The sequence below is a fragment of the Micromonospora sp. NPDC002296 genome (assembly GCF_040296145.1).
In the GTDB taxonomy this organism is placed as follows: domain Bacteria; phylum Actinomycetota; class Actinomycetes; order Mycobacteriales; family Micromonosporaceae; genus Micromonospora.
This window is the reverse complement of sequence record NZ_JBEOWQ010000004.1, coordinates 89,664-110,954: the sequence shown is the minus strand read 5'-3', so window position 1 is coordinate 110,954 and position 21,291 is coordinate 89,664. Positions and strand designations below refer to the sequence as shown.

General features: G+C 72.5%; 17 protein-coding genes and 1 pseudogene. 11 read left to right on the top strand and 7 right to left on the bottom strand.

Annotated elements, in window-relative coordinates:
• The first annotated feature begins 15 nt into the window (after nt 1-15).
• The gene (gene guaA / locus ABT023_RS05005; RefSeq protein ID WP_350881821.1) at nt 16-1,572 is read left to right on the top strand and encodes a glutamine-hydrolyzing GMP synthase; all 1,557 of its coding nucleotides are present in this window, start codon (nt 16-18) and stop codon (nt 1,570-1,572) included.
• Between the two features lie 7 nt (nt 1,573-1,579).
• On the opposite strand, the gene ABT023_RS05000 is transcribed toward guaA, so the two are convergent.
• Nucleotides 1,580-1,951: a PspC domain-containing protein gene (locus ABT023_RS05000; RefSeq protein ID WP_350881819.1), complete on the bottom strand. Its 372-nt coding sequence runs from the start codon at nt 1,949-1,951 to the stop codon at nt 1,580-1,582.
• A 144-nt stretch (nt 1,952-2,095) separates the two neighbouring features.
• Between ABT023_RS05000 and ABT023_RS04995 the strand changes: the two genes are divergently transcribed.
• From ABT023_RS04995 to ABT023_RS04985, 3 genes are all read left to right on the top strand, one after another.
• Nucleotides 2,096-3,043, top strand: coding sequence for an NUDIX domain-containing protein (locus tag ABT023_RS04995; RefSeq protein ID WP_350881817.1), 948 nt, complete (start codon nt 2,096-2,098; stop codon nt 3,041-3,043).
• A 126-nt stretch (nt 3,044-3,169) separates the two neighbouring features.
• Nucleotides 3,170-4,075, top strand: coding sequence for an NUDIX hydrolase (locus ABT023_RS04990; RefSeq protein WP_350881815.1), 906 nt, complete (start codon nt 3,170-3,172; stop codon nt 4,073-4,075).
• Between the two features lie 344 nt (nt 4,076-4,419).
• The gene (locus tag ABT023_RS04985; protein ID WP_350881813.1) at nt 4,420-5,340 is read left to right on the top strand and encodes a CDP-alcohol phosphatidyltransferase family protein; all 921 of its coding nucleotides are present in this window, start codon (nt 4,420-4,422) and stop codon (nt 5,338-5,340) included.
• 62 nt (nt 5,341-5,402) lie between these two features.
• Here the strand turns inward: ABT023_RS04985 and ABT023_RS04980 are convergent, their stop codons facing one another.
• The 3 genes and pseudogenes from ABT023_RS04980 to ABT023_RS04970 form a co-directional block, all read right to left on the bottom strand.
• Nucleotides 5,403-6,656 (bottom strand): phosphatidylserine decarboxylase, encoded by a 1,254-nt coding sequence (locus tag ABT023_RS04980; RefSeq protein ID WP_350881811.1) that lies wholly within the window; start codon nt 6,654-6,656, stop codon nt 5,403-5,405.
• A gap of 583 nt (nt 6,657-7,239) precedes the next feature.
• A pseudogene (locus tag ABT023_RS04975) lies at nt 7,240-7,422 on the bottom strand (hypothetical protein); the annotation flags it as partial.
• Nucleotides 7,419-9,257 (bottom strand): PspC domain-containing protein, encoded by a 1,839-nt coding sequence (locus ABT023_RS04970; protein WP_350881809.1) that lies wholly within the window; start codon nt 9,255-9,257, stop codon nt 7,419-7,421. The gene ABT023_RS04970 and the pseudogene ABT023_RS04975, both read right to left, overlap by 4 nt.
• A 193-nt stretch (nt 9,258-9,450) precedes the next feature.
• Between ABT023_RS04970 and ABT023_RS04965 the strand changes: the two genes are divergently transcribed.
• Together ABT023_RS04965 and ABT023_RS04960 are read left to right on the top strand one after the other, a co-directional pair.
• Complete coding sequence (locus ABT023_RS04965; protein WP_350881807.1) at nt 9,451-10,689, top strand: PspC domain-containing protein; 1,239 nt, start codon at nt 9,451-9,453, stop codon at nt 10,687-10,689.
• Between the two features lie 2 nt (nt 10,690-10,691).
• Entirely contained in the window at nt 10,692-11,372 is a 681-nt protein-coding gene (locus tag ABT023_RS04960) for a response regulator (RefSeq protein ID WP_350882108.1), read from the top strand.
• Nucleotides 11,373-11,393: 21 nt separating this feature from the next.
• Here ABT023_RS04960 and ABT023_RS04955 read toward each other — a convergent pair whose 3' ends face one another.
• Nucleotides 11,394-12,128 carry a PIG-L deacetylase family protein gene (locus tag ABT023_RS04955; protein ID WP_350881805.1) on the bottom strand — a complete coding sequence of 245 codons (735 nt, stop codon included), beginning with the start codon at nt 12,126-12,128 and terminating at the stop codon, nt 11,394-11,396.
• Nucleotides 12,129-12,563: 435 nt separating this feature from the next.
• On the opposite strand from ABT023_RS04955, the gene ABT023_RS04950 reads away from it, so the two are divergent.
• The 5 genes from ABT023_RS04950 to ABT023_RS04930 all read left to right on the top strand — a co-directional run bounded on the left by ABT023_RS04950 (nt 12,564) and on the right by ABT023_RS04930 (nt 18,399).
• Nucleotides 12,564-14,204, top strand: a complete 1,641-nt coding sequence (locus ABT023_RS04950) for a peptide ABC transporter substrate-binding protein (RefSeq protein WP_350881803.1) — start codon at nt 12,564-12,566, stop codon at nt 14,202-14,204.
• 148 nt (nt 14,205-14,352) lie between these two features.
• Complete coding sequence (locus tag ABT023_RS04945; RefSeq protein WP_350881801.1) at nt 14,353-15,279, top strand: ABC transporter permease; 927 nt, start codon at nt 14,353-14,355, stop codon at nt 15,277-15,279.
• A gap of 75 nt (nt 15,280-15,354) precedes the next feature.
• Nucleotides 15,355-16,338 (top strand): ABC transporter permease, encoded by a 984-nt coding sequence (locus ABT023_RS04940; RefSeq protein ID WP_350881799.1) that lies wholly within the window; start codon nt 15,355-15,357, stop codon nt 16,336-16,338.
• 26 nt (nt 16,339-16,364) lie between these two features.
• Complete coding sequence (locus ABT023_RS04935; RefSeq protein ID WP_350882106.1) at nt 16,365-17,393, top strand: ABC transporter ATP-binding protein; 1,029 nt, start codon at nt 16,365-16,367, stop codon at nt 17,391-17,393.
• Nucleotides 17,386-18,399, top strand: a complete 1,014-nt coding sequence (locus tag ABT023_RS04930) for an ABC transporter ATP-binding protein (RefSeq protein WP_350881797.1) — start codon at nt 17,386-17,388, stop codon at nt 18,397-18,399. Before ABT023_RS04935 ends, ABT023_RS04930 begins: the two co-directional genes overlap by 8 nt.
• 216 nt (nt 18,400-18,615) lie before the next feature.
• Here ABT023_RS04930 and ABT023_RS04925 read toward each other — a convergent pair whose 3' ends face one another.
• Together ABT023_RS04925 and ABT023_RS04920 are read right to left on the bottom strand one after the other, a co-directional pair.
• Nucleotides 18,616-18,993, bottom strand: coding sequence for a chorismate mutase (locus tag ABT023_RS04925; RefSeq protein WP_502890592.1), 378 nt, complete (start codon nt 18,991-18,993; stop codon nt 18,616-18,618).
• 292 nt (nt 18,994-19,285) lie between these two features.
• Nucleotides 19,286-21,136 carry a bifunctional metallophosphatase/5'-nucleotidase gene (locus tag ABT023_RS04920; RefSeq protein WP_350881793.1) on the bottom strand — a complete coding sequence of 617 codons (1,851 nt, stop codon included), beginning with the start codon at nt 21,134-21,136 and terminating at the stop codon, nt 19,286-19,288.
• Nucleotides 21,137-21,291 lie beyond the last annotated feature (155 nt).

Here is a 21,291-nt window from a genome sequence, read left to right as displayed (position 1 = left end):
GTAGGCTTCCTGCACATGAGCACGCCTCGTCCCGTCCTCGTGGTGGACTTCGGAGCCCAGTACGCCCAGCTCATCGCGCGCCGGGTGCGGGAGGCGCGGGTCTATTCCGAGATCGTGCCGCACTCGATGCCGGTGGCCGAGATGCTGGCGAAGAATCCGGCCGCGATCATCCTGTCCGGCGGCCCGGCCAGCGTCTACGCCCCCGACGCCCCGCAGATCGACGCCGGGATGTTCAACGCCGGCGTCCCGGTGTTCGGCATCTGCTACGGCTTCCAGGCGATGGCCCAGGCGCTCGGCGGCACGGTGGCGCGCACCGGTAACCGGGAGTACGGCGGCACCCCGCTGCGCCCCCGCCTCCTCGAACCCGGTGTGTTGCTCCGCGACCTGCCGGCCGACCTGCCGGTGTGGATGAGCCACGGCGACTGCGTCACCGAGGCCCCGACCGGCTTCACGGTCACCGCCGAGTCGGCCGGCGCGCCGGTCGCCGCGTTCGAGGACCTGGCCGGCCGCCGGGCCGGGGTGCAGTTCCACCCGGAGGTCGGGCACACCGCGCACGGCCAGGAGATGCTCACCCGGTTCCTGTACGACATCGCCGGCATCGAGCCCACCTGGACGCCCGCGAACATCATCGACGAGCAGGTCGCCCGGATCCGCGCCCAGGTGGGCGACAAGGAGGTCATCTGCGGCCTGTCCGGCGGGGTGGACTCGGCGGTCGCCGCCGCGCTGGTGCACAGGGCCGTCGGCGACCAGCTCACCTGCGTCTTCGTCGACCACGGCCTGCTGCGGGCCGGCGAGGCCGAGCAGGTGGAGAAGGACTACGTCGCCGCCACCGGCATCAAACTCAAGGTGGTCGACGCGCAGGACCGGTTCCTCGGCGCGCTGGCCGGGGTGATCGACCCGGAGCAGAAGCGGAAGATCATCGGCCGGGAGTTCATCCGGGTCTTCGAGGCCGCCGCCCGGGAGATCGCCTCGCACGGCGACGTCGAGTTCCTGGTCCAGGGCACCCTCTACCCGGACGTGGTGGAGTCCGGCGGCGGCACCGGCACCGCCAACATCAAGAGCCACCACAACGTCGGCGGCCTCCCGGAGGACCTGAAGTTCGCCCTGGTCGAGCCGTTGCGCACGCTGTTCAAGGACGAGGTCCGGGCGCTCGGCCTGGCGCTGGGCCTGCCCGAGGCGATGGTCTGGCGGCACCCGTTCCCGGGCCCCGGCCTGGCCATCCGGATCATCGGCGCGGTCGACCGGGAGCGGCTCGAACTGCTGCGCCAGGCCGACCTGATCGCCCGCGAGGAGTTGACCGCGGCCGGCCTGGACCGGGGCGTCTGGCAGTTCCCGGTGGTGCTGCTGGCCGACGTGCGCAGCGTCGGCGTGCAGGGCGACGGGCGCAGCTACGGGCATCCCGTGGTGCTGCGCCCGGTCTCCAGCGAGGACGCGATGACCGCCGACTGGTCCCGGCTGCCCTACGAGGTGGTCGCCAGGATCTCCACCCGGATCACCAACGAGGTGGCCGAGGTGAACCGGGTGGTCCTGGACGTCACCAGCAAGCCGCCGGGCACCATCGAGTGGGAGTGACGCCGGCTCAGCCGGCCGTCGGCGGTACCGGCCCGTCCGGCGCCCCGCCCGCCCCGGGCGCGGTCGCCGGGGCCGGCGGCCAGGTCGGCTGCGGGCCGTACCCCGGGGTGGGCGACGGGCCGGGCGTCGCGGGGCCCGCCGGGTGCGGCCAGGCCGGTGCGCCGGCCGGCTCCTCCGGCATCAGGAACCACATGATCGGGTACGCCAGCGCGGCGAGCCCGCCGGTGAGCACGGTCGCGACGGCGAACGCCACCCGGACGAGGGTGGGGTCGACGGCGAAGTAGCGGCCGACGCCGCTGGCCACCCCGGCCACCATCCGGTCGGTGGTGGGGCGGCGGAGCTGCTTGTACGGGGCCTGGTGCGGCGGTGTCGAGGTCATGTCCCCAGGTTCCGCGCCGGGCGGCGCGACGACCTCGGTGACGGCCCGGATCGTTACCCTGACCGGCCCCTGATGATCCAGTCATCAGTCAGGAATCTGACTCTTTTCGATCCAGGTAACGCCGGCCGAGGAGAATTCCCCCCCGTGACCACCATGCTGGAGCCGCTCCGCAGGATCGCGGCATACGCAGTTTGTGCTGATTCAGTCGGCCGAGTGTTGCTGGTCCGCGCATCGGAGCGCTCCGGCACCCCCGGAACGTGGTCCCTCCCCGGCGGGGCGGTCGACCACGGAGAGGACCCGAACCACACCGTCGTCCGGGAGACCGCCGCCGAGACCGGGCTCTCGGTCGCCGTCGCCGGGCTGGACGACGTGCTCGCCGACATGCGGGCCCTGCCCGAGCGGGGCATCACCATCCACACCGACCGGCTCATCTACCAGGTCTCGGTGCGGGGCGGCACGCTGGCCGACCGGGTCGACCGGCCCACCGACCTGGCCCGCTGGTTCACCCGCACCGAGGCCCGCGAGCTGCCGCTGCGCGCGTTCACCGCACGCGCCCTCGGCCTGCCCGCCTCCTCGGCCGACGTGGTGCCCGACGAGCCGCCGGAGTTCCCCTCCTTCTACGCGGTCCCGGGCCCGGACGGGCTGCACCGGGCCCAGCGCTTCGCCGCGTACGCGGTGGCGACCGACCCCGAGGGCCGGGTACTGCTCACCCGGGTCTCCGACGGGTACCCGGGCGCCGGCTGCTGGCACCTGCCCGGCGGCGGCACCGACTACGGCGAGCAGCCGGGCGCGGCGCTGATCCGGGAACTTGTCGAGGAGACCGGCCAGCGGGGCCGCCTCGTCGAGCTGCTCGGCGTGGCCAGCCACCGCGACGCCGCCTCGCTCGGCCCCGAGGGCTACCCGATCGACTGGCACGGCGTGCGCGCCTTCTACCGGGTGGCGGTCGACCAGCCCGCCCCGCCCATCGTGACCGACGTCGGCGGCTCCACCTGCGAGGCCCGCTGGTTCGCCCGCGAGGAACTCGGCGCCCTGCCCACCGACCGGCTCACCGAGGTCACGGCCGAGGCCGTCCAGGCCGCCCGGCTCACCTGACCGTCCCGCCCGCCCGCCCGCGCGGGCCCCGGTCGCTCGTCGGGTTGTCGCCGCGACACGCCGTCACGGCAGGCGATAGCTTCATGATCGACCGGGTACGCGGTCCGGGGCGGACGGGGAGGGTGCATGGAGCAGCGGCGGCGGGTCGGGGCGTACGGGGTCTGTCGGGACCGGGCCGGGCGGGTGCTGCTCGTGCGGGGGTCCGACCGGGCCGACTTCCCGGGGGTGTGGCAGCTCCCCGGGGGCGGCCTGGAGCACGGGGAACACCCCGAAGCCGGCGCGCTGCGGGAGTTCGCCGAGGAGACCGGACTCGCCGTCGAGGTGACCGGCCTGCTCGCCGCTGTCGCGGACGTCACACCGCTACCCGGCGCGGGCGTCGAGTTGCACACCGACCGGATCGTCTTCGCCGTGCGGGTGAGCGGCGGTGCGCTCCGGGACGAGGCCGACGGCACCACCGACCTGGTGCGCTGGTCGAGCATCGAGGAAGCGGCCGGGCTGCCGCTGATGCCGTTCACCGCCGAGGCGCTCGGCCTGCCGGTCACCCCGCTGCGGCGGCCCGCACCCGGCACCGCGCCGTACCCCCCGCCGGCGGCCGACCGGCACCAGCGCTTCGCGGCGTACGGCCTGGTCACCGACCCGGCCGGCCGGGTGCTGCTCACCATGATTGCGGACGGTTACCCGGGCGCCGGCTGGTGGCACCTGCCGGGCGGCGGCACGGACCACGGCGAGCAGCCGGCCGGCGGGCTGCTCCGCGAGTTGGTCGAGGAGGCCGGCCAGCTCGGCCGGGTGGTGGAGCTGCTGATGGTCCACAACCTGCACAATCCCGCCGCGCTGGGGCCGGAGGGTCGGCCGCTGGACTGGCACGGGGTGCGGGTGGTCTACCGGGTGCAGGTCGAGAATCCGACCGAGGCGCGGGTCACCGAGCTGGCCGGGGGATCGACGGCCGCGGCGGCCTGGTTCCCGCCCGACCGGCTCGAAGGGCTGCCCATGACCGAGGTCGCGGGCCTGGCAACCGGACATCACGCCGTATAGCGCCCGCCCGCTCAGCCGACATCGAATGGCTCCGGTAGTCTGTGAAGAGGGTTGATGGAGGAACGGGCGATGAAGCCCGAGACAGGAATAACAAGGCGTTTCGCGCGGTTTGACCGAGGTGCAAGTACCGCCGGCAGCTATCGCCAAGCCCCACTCCCCTGTGCAATGGTGTACTCCGCTTGAACGGCTGCCGGGCCAGAAGCGGTCCGGCACGAGACAGCCGGACGCCCGCCCCCGTGGCGGCCAGTCGATCCGGTGATGGAGGAAACGTGCCGAGAGCCCCATGGCGCCGGCGTCGTACTACTGACAGTCCGCGCCCCGCAGGGCGTCGCTGGGCGGGCCCGTTGCGCCGCAGCAGCACGTTCGCCCGCCAAGTGCTGCTGGTCCGGGTGGGTCGCCGCGACGGCGTCGCCGCCGCAGGCACCGACCTGGCATCTCCCGAGCACCGCTACCTCGACCGGCAGCGCCGCCGGTACGGCCTCGACCGGTACGAGCGCACCGAGGTCCAGGCGATCGCGCCGGTGAGCCCGGCCCTCGCCCCCAGCACCCCCGTCGACGATGACTCGTCGATGTCGATCCCGCTGCTGCCGGGCGACCGGACGGCGGCCCGCCGGGCCAAGTTCGCGCTGGTCAACGCCTGCACCCTGGCCAGCCTGGTGCTCGGGATCAACGCCATCTTCCTGGCCATGCAGGGTGAGGTGCGCATCGCCGCGCTCCTCCTCATCGCCTGCGTCGTGTTCGACGGGCTCGACGGCGCGCTCGCCCGCAAGTTCGGGGTGGCCAGTCCGTTCGGCGCCCAGATGGACTCGCTGGCCGACATGTGTTCGTTCGGCCTCGCCGCCCCGGTCGTGGTCTACGCCTCGCTGGCCGGCGAGGCCCCGCCCGCCGCCGCCGCGGTGGCCGCAGCGCTCGTCGCCGCCTGCGCGGCGATCCGGCTCGCCCGGTTCAACGTCTCGCCGAAGGACGGCCGTTTCTTCTGCGGCGTGCCGACCACGATGGCCGCGGCCGTGCTCGCCCTGACCGTCGCCATCGGGCTACCGCTGCCCGGCCTGGTGCAGATCGCGGGGGTCGCGCTGTTGGCCGTCGCGATGGTCTCCAGCTTCCCCTACGCGAAGCTGGCCCGGCTGGTCAAGCTGCCGCCGTGGCTCTGGCTGGCCCCGGTGATCGGCGGGCTCGTCGACGTCCGGCTGACCTTCGCCCTGGTCGTGATGGGCTACCTGGTCAGCGGCCCGCTGCTCTGGCTGCACCAGCGCCGCACCGCCTGACCGACCGATCCACGCGAAAGGGGCGCCGCGGACAAGCGGCGCCCCTTTCGTCGTCTTCCGGATCAGCGCCAGCGGGCGATGACCGTGGACCCGCCGATGACCTTGTCGCCCGGCCCGACGAGCGGGTCGGCCGCGTCGGCCGGCAGGTAGACGTCGGTCCGCGAGCCGAACCGGATCAGGCCGAACCGCTCGCCCCTGGCCAGCAGCGACCCGATCGGTGCGCGCTGCACGATCCGCCGGGCGATCAGCCCGGTGCGCTGCGCGACGACCACCGTGCCGTGCTCGGTGTCCAGCACCGTGTACGCCGCCACGTTGTGCTCGGCGTCCGGCTTCATCGCGTTGACGAAGCCGCCGTCGGCGACGAAGTAGTCGACCACCTTGCCGGCCACCGGGGACCGGTTGACGTGCACGTCCAGCACCGAGAGGAAGACCGCGACCCGCAGCCACTCGCCGTCGCCGAAGCGCTCGTCGTGCAGCCGCTGAACCGAGAGCACCTGCCCGTCGGCGGCCGCCACGACGGCCGACGGGTCCTCGGGGACGTCCCGCTCCGGGTCCCGGAAGAACGCGGCCACGGGGACGGCGGCCAACGCCGGCAGTAGCCACAGCTTCGACTTCGGCCGGACGGCCCGGGTCAGCGCGGCGAGCCCGAGGGCGATCCCGGCGGCAGCCACGCCGTTGGAGTCGATGTGCATGCTCCGGGTCACCGGGACGCTGGACGGCCGGTGGGCCGGGGCGAGTCGGGCCGCGACGGCCGCGCTGGCCGGGGTGAAGCGGAGCCGGTGCACCCGTACCGGCGGGTTGTTGCGCAGCACCAGGTCCACCCCGACGCCGTGCAGCGCGCCCTGCCGCTCGATCTCGGCGGCGGCGCCGGCGGTGCGCCCCGGGGCCGCGGGCGCGGCGAGGCTGAGCACCGCGCCGTCGGCGAGGTATTTGGTCAGGCCGTCGATGGTCGTGCGGGCCTCCTCGGCGGTGCCGGTGAGCGGCTCGGCGGCGATCACCACCTCGGCGGCGTCGGCCTCGGCGAGGGAGTCAACCACCCGAACCCGGTCGGCGACCCAACGGCCCTGGGCCGTCACGTGCTCGTGCAGCGCGGCGGGCGTGGCCGTCGCGGACGGCACCACGGTGAGGGAGTCGCCGGGCAACAGGGCGTCGATCGCCGCGGCCAGCACCGCGGAATCCGGGGCCGCGCCGACCAGCAGGGCGGCCTTCGGGTCGTTGCGCCGGGCGAGCTCGGTGACGAGGGTACGGGCGGCGCGCTCGCCGATGCGGACCGGACCGGGCTGGCCGGAGGTTCGCACGGCGGGGGACTGGGTCATGTCGGACGGGCTCCTGACGGGGTAGAGACGGAATCGCGGCGGGACCGCCACGGCGACCCGGTCGGGTCGGCCGCAGAACGGGCCGGCGACCTGCCGAAGCGCCCACGGGCGCGGCCCGTGCCGGCCGGCGGAGGCGAAGCTCTCCACCGGCCAGCATATGCGCCCGGCGCGGGCGACCGCACCGCCGTGGTCAGCCGTCCGCCCGCTGCGACCCGCGGCGCGGCGCGTCCGGGTCGGACGGGTCGGCCGGCGCGGCCGGGTCGGACGTCGGCCCCACGACGGTCGGATCGGTCGTCGACCGGGGCAGCGGCTCGGTGACCCGCTCGACGGCAGGGCCGGGCGGTGGCCCGCCGGCGGGGTCGGCGTCCAGCGGATCCGCCGGCGTCCAGCGGGCCGGCCCGCCGTCGCTGACCGGCCGGTCCTCGATTGCGCCCCGCCATTCGTCGGTGACCGCCGAGGTGTGCCACTCGTCGGCCGAGGGCGCCTCGGCCTCGGGGAACGGCCGTTCGGAGCCGGTCCGGTCGCCGATGCCGGCGTCCACGGTGTCCGCCGGTGCCGGCCGTTCGGTGTCGCGCCGGTCGCCCCGGCCGGAACGAAGCGCGCCGACCAGGCCCAGCGCGCCGATCAGGATCAGCCCGCCGGCCAGGAACCAGCCGACCGGCGGGAGGTCCAGGCCGAGCAGCTGGGCGAGCAGCCACCACCCGGCCAGGGCGACGAAGACCAGGCCGAAGCCCAGCGACACGACATCGGTGCGATGGGCCTTCACCGGGTCACCTCCAGGTTGCCGGCGTTGATGTGGACGTACAGGCGCAGCTTCCCGCCCCCGGCGCCGTCCGCGCCGAGGTCGGTGCTCTCCCGGAGCCGGCCGTCCAGCCCTCCGGAGCGTTTGCCGAAGACCTTGGCGTCCCCGGCGTTGACCTCGGCGATCGTCGTGACGTCTACGTTCGCCGGCACCACCACGGTCGCCGTCCCGAATTTGATGTCGACGGTGATCTGGGTGTCCTGCTTGTCGAAGTCGATCCCGCGCAGGTCGAGCACGGCGTCGCCGAAGTTGTTCTCGTACCGGTCGGCCAGGTCACGACGGTCGGTGGGGGCCCAGGTGACGTTCCCGTCGATGCCCCGGATCCGGTCGTAGGACTCGGCGACGGTCGCGATGCCGAGCGCCGCCGCGGTGACCAGCCCGAGGGCGATCAGCCAGCGGGCGCGGCCGAACCAGGCGCCGACGAGCAGGCCGAGCCCGATCGTCGCCAGGGCCGCCGCGAAGTACGCCGCCGCGCCCACGTGGACAACGTCCAGCAGGTCGAGCACGGCGACCACCCCGAGCGCCAGGAAGACCAGCGAGAAGGTCACGGCACCCAGCGGGGAGCGTTCCCGGGGCGGCTTCGGGGGCTTGGCCGGGCGGGGCGGTGGGGGAGCCGGCTGCGGGCCCCTGGCGTACGGGCCGTGCGGGGCGAACGGCGGTCGGTAGCCGGCCGGTGGCTGGGGCGCGGCGACCGGCGGGTATCCGGTCGCGGGGAAGCCGACCGGGGGGAGGGCGCCGGTCGACGTGTCCGCCGGCGGCCAGGCGGGGAGCCCGACGGCCGGCCCGACCGGGGCGGCCGTCCACGCGGCGGCGGGCTGCTCGGGCGCCGACGTCCCGGACCGCTGCCCGGCGAACGGCGCCCAGGAGGGCTGACCGGGGACCGAAGGACCGACCGGCGGCAGCCCGGGGCCGGCGGGCGGGGTGAAGAGGCCGGGCGCGGGCCACGCGACCGGCGGCACCGGGCCGGGCGGGGTGGCGGCCGGCGCGCCGGGCACCGGACCGGGGCCGCCCCGGCCGAACGTCCCGCGCTCGCGGTTGAGCAGCAGCGCGCCGCCGACCAGGATGGCCGCGCCCAGCAGCACCGCCCGGAACGCGTCGGTGACGATGTACCCGAAGCTCACCGCCACCAGGATGCTCAGCACGATCACGGTGAGCGGGGACATGCTGGACCGGCCCCGGCCCAGCATGGACTCGACCGGGGAGGCGGTGTCGCCCTCGCCCGGGATGATCAGCCAGGCCGTGACGTACACCAGGATGCCGATGCCGCCGAAGAAGCCGAGCACGGCCAGCAGCACCCGCCACAGCACCGGGTCGGTGTTGGTGGCCCGGCCGATCGCCGCGCAGACGCCGGCCAGGTAGCGGCCCTCGCGGGGCCGGACCAGCCCGTACCGGGAGGTGAAGCCGGCACCCTCGGGCGGGGGGGGCGGCGCCGCGTACCCCCCGGGGGGTGGTGGTGGCGGGCCGCCCGGCCCCGGGCCGTGGGGCCCGGAGGACTCCCCGGCCGGCGGCGACCAGGCCGGGCCGCCCCCGGCGGTCGGCGGCGGCCAGCCGCCCGGCGCGGACGCCCTCGGGTCGGCGGCGCCGGGAGTGCCCGGTTCCGCCGGGGTTCCGGTCGCGGCGGCACCCGGTGTCGCGGGGGAGCCGGTCGCACCCGGCGCTCCCGGCCCGGCGGGTGTCGCCGGCCCGAAGGCGGTCGGTGCGGTCCAGCTGGCAGGCGTGGTGGGCGTCGGATCCGCCGGTGGCGGCCCGTCCGGCCAGGCCGCCCCGGGACGGGGCGGCGGGGCAGCTTCCTCGGTCATGCCTCGATCCTGCTGCCCCGACCGGCCGGGTGGCCTCAGGACCCGACCCTGACCCCACCCTGAGATCCGAGCGGCCGGGATGTCGGGGGCGTCCCCGTGGCCCGTTGGGGTCCCCGCGTGTGACGATCGAGACCGGCACGCCGGTCCGGCGCCCGCCCCGTCGCATCCGAACAGGGAGTATCCGATCAGCGCCGTGATCCAGCCGCCCCGGCTCTACCGGGCGCCCGAGCACCGGATGGCCGCCGGTGTCGCCGCCGGCATCGCCGACCACCTGGGCATCTCGGTGGTGCGGGTGCGGATCGCCTTCACGGTGCTGCTCGGCCTCAGCGGGCTCGGGCTGCTGCTCTACGCCGCCTTCTGGGCGGTCGTCCCGCTTCGGCCGGGCGACACCGCCGTCCCGCCCCGGCGGGACATCGGGCAGTTGCTGCCGTTCGTGGCGATCGGGCTCGGGGTGCTGCTGGTGCAGGTGATGGTCTTCGACTCGGTCGGCGCGGCGGGCACCGCCGGCTGGCTGGTCGCGATCATCGCGGTGGGTGCCGGGGTGATCTGGCACCAGGCCGCGCCGGAGCGCCGTCGGCAGTGGGGTGAGTCGATGCCGGTGCCCTGGCTGGGCGCGGTGGTGGAGGAGAGCGACCGGCGGGCCTTCGTGCTGCGGTTCATCGGCGGCGGGGTGCTGGTCGCGGTGGGCATCATCGGCGTCGTGGCGGTCTACTCGCCGGTGCAGAACTTCGACGTGGTGCTCAACGGCGTCATCTTCGCGCTGGTCGGGCTGGCCGGCGTGGGGGTGGTGGCGGCACCGGTGCTCTGGCGGACGTACAACCAGCTCCGCTCTGAGCGCGAGGGGCGCATCCGTGAGCAGGAACGGGCGGAGCTGGCCGCCATGGTGCACGACCAGGTGCTGCACACCCTCGCGCTGATCCAGCGCAACGCCGCCGACGTGACGACCGTGCAGCGGCTGGCACGTGGCCAGGAGCGTTCGCTGCGCAACTGGCTCTACAAGCCGGCCGCCTCGCCCACGGAACGGTTCGCGGCGGCCCTGGAACAGGCCGCGGCCGAGGTCGAGGACACCTTCGCGATCACCGTGGAAGCGGTGGTGGTGGGCGACCGGGACACCGACGAGCGGATCGGCGCGCTGGTCGCGGCGGCCCGGGAGGCGCTGGTGAACGCGGCCCGGCACGCCGGGGTACGGACCGTCTCGCTGTACGCGGAGGTGGAGCCGGACCAGGTGAGCGCCTTCGTCCGGGACCGGGGCAAGGGCTTCGACCCGGATACCGTGGAAGACCACCGGCACGGGGTCCGGGGGTCGATCATCGGACGGATGAGGCGGCACGGCGGCCGGGCGGAGATCCGCTCCGAGCCGGGTGAGGGGACCGAGGTCCGGTTGATCCTGCCGATCTCCCGCGACCAGTCCACGACGGAGAGGGAGAGATGACCATGGCCGAGCACGGGCCGGTCGAGGGGGCACAGGGCCGCCCCGAGCGGCTGCGCGTCTTCCTCGTCGACGACCACGCCATGTTCCGCGCGGGGGTCCGCGCCGAGTTGGGAGCCCATGTCGAGGTGGTGGGCGAGGCCAGCACGGTGGCCGAGGCGGTCGCTCGGATCGCCGCCACCGGTCCCGACGTCGTGCTGCTGGACGTGCACATGCCCGACGGCGGCGGCCGGGCGGTGCTGGAGGCGATGCGCCGGACCCACCCGCAGGTGCGGTTCCTGGCGCTGAGCGTCTCGGACGCGGCGGAGGACGTGATCGGCCTCATCCGGGCCGGCGCCCGGGGCTACGTCACCAAGACCATTTCCCCGGACGACCTGGCCGCGGCGGTGCGCCGGGTGGCCGACGGGGATGCCGTGTTCAGTCCTCGGCTGGCCGGGTTCGTGCTGGACGCCTTCGCCGCCCGACCGGATGCCCCGGTGGCCGACCCGGAGCTGGACCTGCTCACCAACCGGGAGCGCGAGGTGCTCCGGTTGCTCGCCCGGGGGTACGCGTACAAGGAGATCGCCAAGGAGCTCTACATCTCGATCAAGACGGTCGAGACGCACGTGTCGAACGTGCTGCGCAAGCTCCAGATGTCCAACCGTTACGAGCTGTCCCGCTGGGCGGCGGACCGTCGCCTGGTCTGACGCCGGCCGGGGCCGGCCCGGTCACTCCGTCCGCAGGACGGTGAACGCCTCCGCCAGCCGGCCCGGCGGCAGCCCGGCGTTGTCGGCGACCGTGGTGAGCCGGTCCCGGACCCAGGCCTCCACGTCCAGGTGGGCGGTCTGCGAGCGGTGCGCGCGCATCGCGGCGACCTTGCGGTCGTACCGGTCGGTGACGTCGACCACATGGTCCGGGCCGGGGCCGCCGGCGTACCAGACCTCGCGGACCACCCACGGCGCCAGCCCGGCGGCCAGCAGCTCGGGGTGTGCGAACCGGTTGCGCGCGTCCGGGTAGATCGCGCAGGTGGTGGCCTCGCCGACGGCCAGGTGGTCGGGGTGGCTCGGGCCGGTCAGTTGCTCCCAGCGGCGCAGCGGGGAGCTGGTCAGCACCCGGTCGGGTCGGAATCGACGGATCACCGCGGTGATGTCCCGGCGCAGCGCGGTCGTCGGGGCGAGGGTGCCGTCGACGTACCCGTCGAGGAACTCGACCCGGCGCACCCCGACGGCCGCGGCGGCGGCGTGCTGCTCCTCCCCGCGCAGCCGGGGCACCTCCGCGCGGGGCGTGTCGTCGAACCCGCCGGCGTCACCCCGGGTGACAATGAGGTAGGCCACCTCCGTCCCCTCGTCCACCCAGCCGGCTATGGTGCCCGCACAGCCGAATTCGACATCGTCCGGATGGGCAAAAACGGCCAGCGCACGGTGGATGCCGGCGAGCGCCGGGGCGGAGGCGGGGAAGCTCACAGAGCCGAGCCTACGCGTCGACCTGGGCGAGGGGAGTCGACCACGTTTTCCCTGGTCAGGGCGATGTTATCGGGTCGTATCATGATCTTTTCTCAAGTATCGGCAACGCTGCGACCAACTAACGGCTTGATAACGGCACCTTCACGTAACGGGCCGGTAGGTGTCACAGTTGCAGCACCTCACCCCCGGCGTGAGGCACCCACGCACGGTCCCGCGACCACGGAAGCCGCTGAGCAGTCACGGTTCGTGGTCGCCCGGCCCTGCGCGGAGCCGAGCCCGGTGTGGTGTGGTGGCCCGGCGGATCGGTGCATCAGGGGTGTCCCGATTTCTCTGCGTTAAACCGGCGGTGAGCGGTTGCGGTCGCCGGCGGTGTCACCCCCATACGTGCGTGAGAACTCACGACGGAACCAGGCTAGAAAGAGGAGGCCCCTCGGAATGAGAGTCTCGAAGCGGGCGAGTGGCGCGATCGCGTTGGGTGCGGCTTTCGCGCTCGTCGTGACCGGCTGCTCCAGCAGCGACGACGGCGGCGACGCCGGCAACAGCGCGGACGGTGTCATCACGATCGACGGCGGCGAGCCGGAGAACCCGCTGGTCCCGTCGAACACCACCGAGACCAACGGTGGCAAGCTCATCGACTGGTTGTGGACCGGCCTGGTTGAGTACCCCAACGACGGTGGCGCCCCGCGGAACGCCCTCGCCGAGTCGATCGAGACGACCGACTCGAAGGTCTACAAGATCAAGATCAAGCAGGACACGAAGTTCCACGACGGCACCGCCGTCAAGGCGAAGAACTTCGTTGACGCCTGGAACTGGGGCGCCTACTCGCCGAACGGCGCGCAGAACTCCAGCTTCTTCGCGGACATCCAGGGCTTCGACGAGGTCAACACCGCCGACCCCGACGGCGCGGACGGCCCGCAGAAGGCCCCGGAGCCGAAGGCCAAGGTCATGTCCGGCCTGAAGGTCGTCGACGACTGGAACTTCGAGGTCACGCTCGCCGCGCCGACCGCCGTGTTCCCGACCAAGCTCGGCTACAGCACCTTCATGCCGCTGCCGGACGCGTTCTTCGCGGGCACCGCGGAGGACTTCGGCAAGAAGCCGGTCGGCAACGGCCCGGTCAAGTTCGTGTCGTGGGAGAACAACGTCCTCATCAAGCTCACGCGGTTCGACGACTACCAGCTGCGCGACAAGATGAAGATCAAGGACGTCAACGTCAAGCTCTCGCAGAACGACGACGCCGTCTACAGCGAGCTGGTCTCCAACAACATCGACTTCCAGCAGCAGGTTCCGGTCTCCTCCCTCGCGGGTGACAAGTGGAAGACCGACCTCGGCGACCGGGCCATCTCGTCGGTCGCCCCGGTCACCGGCATCATCGCCTTCCCGATCTACGACAAGCGCTTCCAGAACCCGAAGCTGCGTCGCGCCGTCTCCCTGTCGATCAACCGGCAGGAAGTCACCGACAAGATCTTCTTCGGCAACCGCAAGCCGGCCGACAGCTGGGCCAACCCGTTGGCCCCGGGCGCGGCGCCGGGCAACTGCACCGCCTGCCAGTTCAACGTCGACGAGGCCAAGAAGCTCCTCGCCGAGGCCGGTGGCTTCAGCGGCGAGATGGTCTTCTACTACAACGCGGACGCCAGCCACAAGGAGTGGATGGAGGCCGTCGCGCAGCAGGTCAAGACCAACCTCGGCATCAACGCCCGCGCCGAGGGCGTGCCGACCTTCGCGGTGTTCCGGCAGAACATCAACGCCCACAAGATGAAGGGCCCGTACCGCGCCGGCTGGCAGCAGGACTACCCGGACGTCGAGAACTGGGTCAACCCGCTCTACGTGACCGGTGGCTCCTCGAACGACGGCCTGTACAGCAACAAGCAGGTCGACGCCCTGGCCAAGGAGGCCAGCGCCGCGCCGAGCCTGGACGCCTCGCACGCCAAGTTCGCCGAGGCCGTCAAGCTGATCGACGCTGACGCCCCGTCGATCCCGGTCTACTTCAGCGGCCAGCAGTCCGGCCGCTCGGACAAGATCAAGAAGATGGAGCTGACCAACGTCGGCGAGCTCGACATCACCTCGGTCGAGCTCTGATCCGTACGGTCTGACCCCGGGTCGGGCTCACCTACCGGTGGGTCCGGCCCGGGGCCGTCTCGCGAGGGGTGTACAACATCCCTCGCCACGTTGACGCCATCCGTGTCGGCCCCCTCGCCCGGCGCGCCCCCTGTCAGGAGGACCCCCCATGGGCCGTTATCTGTTGAGACGGCTACTGCAACTCGTCCCGGTCTTCATCGGTACGACATTCCTGATCTACTGGCTCGTCTGGTCCGTGCCGGGCGACCCGTTCGCCGGCAAGTGCGGCGACCGCCGGTGTCCGGACACGTACATCAACTTCATGACCGAGAAGTACCAGCTCGACGAGTCGATCTGGGTGCAGTACGCCACCTACATGAAGAACCTGTTCCAGGGGGACTTCGGCGTCACGTACAACAACATCGCCGTCGGCGACATCATCGCCGCCGCGTACCCGAACACGCTGAAGCTCGCGGTGGTGGCCCTGGCGATCGAAGCGATCATCGGCCTGTCCGCCGGTGTCCTGACCGGCCTGCGGCGCAACGGCTTCCTCGACAACCTGGTCCTCGTCTCCACCCTGTTCCTGATCGCGCTGCCGGTGTTCGTCGTCGGCTTCATCCTGCAGTGGCTGCTCGGCGTGAAGTGGGGCATCGTCAACCCGACCGTCTCCAGCGAGATGCGGCTGTCGGAGCTGATCATGCCGGGCTTCGTCCTGGGCAGCGCGTCCATGGCGTACGTCGCCCGGGTGGCGCGGACGAGCATCGCGGAGAACCGCCGGGCCGACTACGTCCGGACCGCGATCGCCAAGGGCCTGCCGATGCGCCGCGTCGTCGGCGTGCACCTGTTGCGCAACTCGCTGATCCCGGTGGTCACCCTGCTCGGCACCGACCTCGGCGCGCTGATGGGCGGTGCCATCGTCACCGAGGGCATCTTCAGCATCAACGGCATCGGCCGCTCCGTCCTCCGGGCGATCGTCACCAAGGAGAGCGCTACCGTTGTCTCCATCGTGGTGGTCCTCGTGCTCGTCTACCTCCTGATGAACCTGGTGGTGGACCTGCTCTACGCCGCCCTGGACCCAAGGATCCGCTATGAGTGAGCAGCGCGGCGAACGAATCCTGAACGCAGCGTGCCGTGACCACCGTCCCGGCACCCAGCGGAGCGAGGTGGCGGCATGAGTGACCCCAGTACCGCATCGATCGTCTCGACCCCGTCGGCGACCACGTCCACCGAGGCCGAGCCCGGCGCCCCCGTCGGCGCCGGCCTGCCGGAGAACGTCCGCAGGGAGAAGCCCCGCGGCCTGCTCGGCGACGCCTGGCGCGACCTGCGCCGCAAGCCGCTGTTCTGGATCTCGGCGACGTTCATCCTGATCTTCATCCTGATGGCGGCCTTCCCGTCGCTGTTCACCAACGGCGACGCGGTCAACGGCGCGCTGGCGAACAGCCGGGTCGAGCCCTCGGGCGACGCCTGGTTCGGGTACGACGTGCAGGGCCGGGACGTCTTCGCCCGGGTCATCTACGGCGCCCGCGCCTCGATCATCGTGGCCCTGGTCTCCACCATCGGCACGCTGCTGATCGGCGGCACGATCGGCATGATCGCCGGCTACCGCGGCGGCTGGGTGGACTCCCTGCTCTCCCGCTTCGGCGACATCTTCTTCGGCCTGCCCTTCGTGCTCGGCGCGATCGTCATCCTGACCACCTTCAACGGGGCGGGGTCGAGCAACAACGAGTGGTACATCATGGGTCTGGTCATCATGTCCCTGGTCGTGCTGAGCTGGCCGGTCGTGATGCGCCTGATGCGCTCCTCGGTGCTGGCCACCAGGGAGGCCGACTACATCGTGGCGGCCCGGGCGCTGGGAGCCGGCACCGGCCGGATCATCATCAAGCACCTGCTGCCGAACTGCCTGGCCCCGCTGCTGGTCTACGGCACCATCCTGGTCGGGTCGTTCATCGGCGCGGAGGCGACGCTGTCCTTCCTGGGCATCGGCCTGAAGAGCCCGGTGGTCTCGTGGGGCATCATGATCAGCGAGGCGCAGAACTACATCCGGGTCTCGCCCTTCCTGCTCTTCTTCCCCTCCGCGTTCCTCGTCACCGCCGTCCTCAGCTTCGTGATGCTCGGTGAGGCGGTCCGCGAGGCCCTCGATCCGAAACTGCGCTAGGGGAGATTGAGTTGTCCGACATTCTCGTGACCGAGCAGTCCCAGCCGGGCGCCGACGGATCCGGCCGCCCCTCAGGCCGCCTCCTGGAGGTCGAGGACCTGCGGGTGGAGTTCCGCACCCGGGACGGCGTCGCCAAGGTCATCAACGGGGTCACCTACCACGTCGACGCGGGGGAGACCCTCGCCGTGCTCGGCGAGTCCGGCTCCGGCAAGAGCGTCACCGCTCAGGCAGTCATGGGCATCCTCGACACGCCGCCCGGGTTCGTCACCGGGGGCCAGGTCCGCTTCCACGGCAAGGACATGCTCGCCATGTCCGGCGAGGAGCGCCGCCGCATCCGCGGCGAGGGCATCGCGATGATCTTCCAGGACGCGCTCTCCGCGCTGAACCCGGTCTTCACCATCGGGTTCCAGATCGCCGAGCAGTTCCGGGTCCGGCGGGGCATCGGCCGCGCCGAGGCCAAGAAGCGTGCCATCGAGATGCTCGACCAGGTCAAGATCCCGAACGCCAAGGGCCGGTTCAGCAACTATCCGCACCAGTTCTCCGGCGGCATGCGGCAGCGCGCGATGATCGCGATGTCGCTGGCGCTCGACCCGGAGGTGCTGATCGCGGACGAGCCGACCACCGCGCTCGACGTGACCGTGCAGGCCCAGATCATGGACCTGCTCGCCGAGCTCCAGCGCGAGCGGCAGATGGGCCTGATCCTGATCACCCACGACCTCGGCGTGGTCGCCGACGTCGCGGACCGGATCGCCGTCATGTACGCCGGGCGGATCGTCGAGGAAGCCGACGTCTTCGAGCTGTACGGCAAGCCGGCGCACCCGTACACCATCGGCCTGATCGACTCGATCCCGCGGATGGACGAGCGGGGGCAGCAACTTCGCACCATCAAGGGTCTGCCGCCGAACCTGATGAACATCCCGCCGGGCTGCCCGTTCAACCCGCGCTGCCCCATGGCGCAGCCGGTCTGCCGGGAGAAGGTGCCGCCGCTGCTGCAGATCGGCAGCAACCGGGCCAGCGCCTGCCACTTCGCCGAGGAGCTGGTTAACCGTGACTGAGAACATCCTCGAGGTCCGTGACCTGGTCAAGCACTACCCCGTCACCCAGGGCATCGTCTTCAAGAAGACCATCGGTCAGGTCAAGGCCGTCGACGGGGTCTCGTTCGAGCTGAAGTCCGGCGAGACGCTCGGCCTGGTCGGCGAGTCCGGCTGCGGCAAGTCGACGCTGGCCCGGGTCCTGATGAACCTGGAGCGGCCGACCGCCGGCAGCGTGCTCTACAAGGGGCAGGACATCTCCAAGCTGTCCGGCGGCGCGCTGCGCCGGCTGCGCCGGCAGATCCAGCTGGTCATGCAGGACCCGTACACCTCGCTGAACCCGCGGATGACGGTCGGCGACCTGATCGGCGAGCCGTTCGAGATCCACCCCGAGGTGGCCCCGAAGGGCAGCCGGCGGCAGAAGGTCAGGGAGCTGCTCGACCTGGTCGGGTTGAACCCGGAGCACATCCACCGGTACCCGCACCAGTTCTCCGGCGGCCAGCGCCAGCGCATCGGCATCGCCCGGGCGCTCGCCCTGCGTCCGGAGATCATCGTCTGCGACGAGCCGGTGTCGGCCCTGGACGTCTCCATCCAGGCCCAGGTGATGAACCTGCTGGAGAAGCTCCAGGCCGAGTTCGGCCTGTCGTACGTCTTCATCGCCCACGACCTGTCGGTGGTCCGGCACCTGTCGGATCGGGTCGCGGTGATGTACCTCGGCAAGATCGTCGAGGTCGGCACCGAGGACGAGATCTACGAGCGGCCGACCCACCCGTACACCCAGGCGCTGCTGTCGGCGGTGCCGGTGCCGGACCCGACCCTGCGCGACCAGAAGGCGATCATCCGGCTCACCGGTGACGTCCCCTCGCCGGTCAGCCCGCCCTCGGGCTGCCGGTTCCGCACCCGGTGCTGGAAGGCGCAGGACGTCTGCGCCGAGCAGGTCCCGCTGCTGGAGATCCGTTCCGGCTCGGACCACGCGAGCGCCTGCCACTTCGCGGAGAAGCGCGAGATCCTCGCCACCCACGAGGCCTGAGCCAACCGGGCTGACCGCCCCCGACCGCCTGCCGGCGTCCGAGCGACACCGGCAGGCGGTCCTCCGTCTCTCCCACCCACCCATCCGCCCGCGCGCCACCCGCCCGGGTGGTCACGCAAATACGCGGAAGCAGGGGCCTCATGGTCGCGCGGAGGCCACGCTTTCCGGGTATCTGCGCCGCCGTGACCGGTGGCGGGCACCTCGCGGGTACGGCCGTTACAGCGGGCCGCGGCCGGCGCGGAGCAGCAGCAGGGCGAGCTGGGTGCCGTCGGCGCCGAGGGTTTGGCGGAACCGTTCAAGGATCTCCCGTTCCCGGCTGAGCACCAGCCGGGTGCCGCCGGAGGCCATCCGGGTCGCCCCGACCTCCCGGGACAGGGCGGCCCGCTCCTGCCACAGCTCGATCAGGGTGCGGTCGATCTCGTCGATCCGCTCCCGGATGGCGACGATCCGTGCGCCCGCCGCCGAGTCGTCGGTCCCGGTCCGGGGCGTCCCGCCGGCCGTCGAAGCCGGCTCCGGCCTGCCGTCGCCGGCCTCGTGCTCGTCGTCCGGCCGGGACTGTGCCACGCTGCCGCTCTGCTCCACCACGTCTGTCATCATCGCCGTACCCCTCGGACGTCGGGCCCGGTGCCCGGATCCCGGGACGGAAAAGCCCCGGGCTCTCCAGAGCCCGGGGCTTTTCGTAGGTCTGATCTGATCAGGCGCGACCTACGGCTGCCGGACTCCCGGTGCCGTAGTAAAAGTAGAAGCGCTGACCGAACACGTCGTCGAGTATGCCCACCCGCCGACCCGATCCGCAAGGATTCCCGCCGGGTCCACGGGGATCCGCGGTGCGGGGACCCCTTCTCCGGGCCGGCGTCAGCGGGGAGAAGGGGCCCCTGCGCGTACCTCAGCCGAGGCGGGTGATCCGATCGGCCGGGCCAGGAGCCACCGGGGCGCCCGCGCCCACGTACGACACCAGGGCGTCGACGTCGAAGCCGGGGGCGGTGGTACGGCCGGTGCCAGCCGCCAGCTCGGTGAAGCCGTCGCCGCCGTTGGCCAGGAAGTCGTTCGTGGTGACCCGGTAGCCCGCCGCCGGGTCGACCGGGGTCCCGTTCAGCGCCAGGGCGCTCACCCGGGAGCCCGCCGGGGCGGTGCTGTCGTACGAGTAGGTCAGCCCGGCCGAGACCTGGAGGATCCGCTGGGCGGTCTGCCCGTTGAAGCCCGGGAACTGCTGCTCCAGCACGTTCTTGAGCTGGGCCCCGGTGAACGTCTGGGTGACCACCAGGTTGTTGAACGGCTGCACGCTGAACGCCTCGCCGTAGGTCACCTCACCCGGCGCCTCGCCGCCGGCCGACGCACCGTACGACAGGGAGGCCCGAACGCCGCCCGGGTTCATCAGGGCGATCTGCGCCCCGTCGCCGGCCGTGTACGCGAGCTGCGCGTCGGCGATCACGTCGCCGAGCGGGCTCTCGCCGTTGGGCCGGACGTCCCGGACGATGTCCGCGCTGATCCTCCCGACCACCCGGTTGGCGATCGGGGCGACCGCCGTGCGGTACTTGTCGGACAGCGCCTTCGCGCCCGCGTCGACCAGCGCTGGGTTGCGGGCGAACACGCCCGGGGCGCTCTGCTGCCAGGTGCCGTCGGCGTTACGGACGCCGTTCTCGACGACCACGTTTCGGGCGGTGATCCCGGTGAACCGGCCGGAGCGGCGGTCCAGCGAGTAGTCCACGTCGGTGATGAGCTGGCCGTTGGTGCCGGCGCTGGTGACGACGCTCTGCTGGCCGGCCGAGTTCGGCAGCGAGCAGGAGTAGAAGCGGTGGGTGTGGCCGGAGACGACCAGGCCGAACTCCGGCCGCAGGCCGCGCACGATGTCCACGATCGGGCCGGAGAAGTTGGCGCAGTCGGAGACGCCCGGGGTGCTCGGCGGCGGGGACTGCGCGCCGCCCTCGTGCACCAGCAGCACCATCGCCTTGACGCCGAAGAGCTTGAGCAGCCCGCCCCACTTGTTGGCGGTCTCCACCTCGTCCTTGAAGGTGACCGAGGTGATGCCGGCGGGGTTGACGATGCCCGGGGTGCCCTCCAGGGTGACCCCGACGAAGCCGACCGGCACGCCGTTGACGAGCTTGACGTCGACCGGGGGCAGGATCGGCAGGCCGGTCTTCTTGCTGACCGTGTTGGCCGCGAGGTAGGTGAACTTCGCGCCGGCGAAGCCGTCGCCGTCCTGGCAGCCGTCGACCGGGTGGCAGCCGCCCTTGTTGAGCCGGATCAGCTCGTTGACGCCCTCGTCGAACTCGTGGTTGCCGACCGAGCTGACCTGGAGGCCGATCTCGCCCATCAGCTCGATCGTCGGCTCGTCATGGAACGCGGCGCTGACCAGCGGCGAGGCGCCGACCAGGTCGCCGGCGCCGACGGTGGTGCTGGTCCGTCCCTCGGCCTTCGCCTCGGCGCGGAGCTTCTTCAGCCAGGTGGCGAGGTACTCGACGCCCCCGGCCGGGGTGCCGTTGACGGTGGCGCCGCTGCCCGCGGGCGGGTCGATGGCGCCGTGGAAGTCGTTGTAGCTGAGGAAGTTGCCCTTGACCTCGCCGCCGAGCGGCTTGGCGTAGGAGACCGAGACCGGGGCGAGAGCCGCCCAGGGGTCGGCGGCCGGGGCCGGCGCGGGCCGCGTGGCGGCCGGCAGGGTGGCGACGACGGCCAGTGCGAGGGCCGGCGCGGCGAGGTGACGCAGCACCGCCCGACCGCGCGAGCGCGGTTGACTCATGGTTTTTCTCCCAAATCGTGTACGGGGGAGGGATCCGGGGTTTCCCGGCCATCGTCGTGGATCGGGGACGGAGGCGCCAGAGCCGGTCGGGTGACGGGTTGGTCTCTTCGGGCTGCGCGCCGAGCCACGGGGGCGGCGGCGGGCGGGGCGGTGAG

Excerpts from the sequence above, each read along its gene's own strand:
- guaA (WP_350881821.1), top strand. The coding sequence starts at position 16 with ATGAGCACGCCTCGTCCCGTCCTCGTGGTGGACTTCGGAGCCCAGTAC.
- ABT023_RS05000 (WP_350881819.1), bottom strand. The coding sequence starts at position 1,951 with ATGACCTCGACACCGCCGCACCAGGCCCCGTACAAGCAGCTCCGCCGC.
- ABT023_RS04990 (WP_350881815.1), top strand. The coding sequence starts at position 3,170 with ATGGAGCAGCGGCGGCGGGTCGGGGCGTACGGGGTCTGTCGGGACCGG.
- ABT023_RS04980 (WP_350881811.1), bottom strand. The coding sequence starts at position 6,656 with ATGACCCAGTCCCCCGCCGTGCGAACCTCCGGCCAGCCCGGTCCGGTC.
- ABT023_RS04970 (WP_350881809.1), bottom strand. The coding sequence starts at position 9,257 with ATGACCGAGGAAGCTGCCCCGCCGCCCCGTCCCGGGGCGGCCTGGCCG.
- ABT023_RS04960 (WP_350882108.1), top strand. The coding sequence starts at position 10,692 with ATGGCCGAGCACGGGCCGGTCGAGGGGGCACAGGGCCGCCCCGAGCGG.
- ABT023_RS04950 (WP_350881803.1), top strand. The coding sequence starts at position 12,564 with ATGAGAGTCTCGAAGCGGGCGAGTGGCGCGATCGCGTTGGGTGCGGCT.
- ABT023_RS04945 (WP_350881801.1), top strand. The coding sequence starts at position 14,353 with ATGGGCCGTTATCTGTTGAGACGGCTACTGCAACTCGTCCCGGTCTTC.
- ABT023_RS04940 (WP_350881799.1), top strand. The coding sequence starts at position 15,355 with ATGAGTGACCCCAGTACCGCATCGATCGTCTCGACCCCGTCGGCGACC.
- ABT023_RS04925 (WP_502890592.1), bottom strand. The coding sequence starts at position 18,993 with ATGACAGACGTGGTGGAGCAGAGCGGCAGCGTGGCACAGTCCCGGCCG.
- ABT023_RS04920 (WP_350881793.1), bottom strand. The coding sequence starts at position 21,136 with ATGAGTCAACCGCGCTCGCGCGGTCGGGCGGTGCTGCGTCACCTCGCC.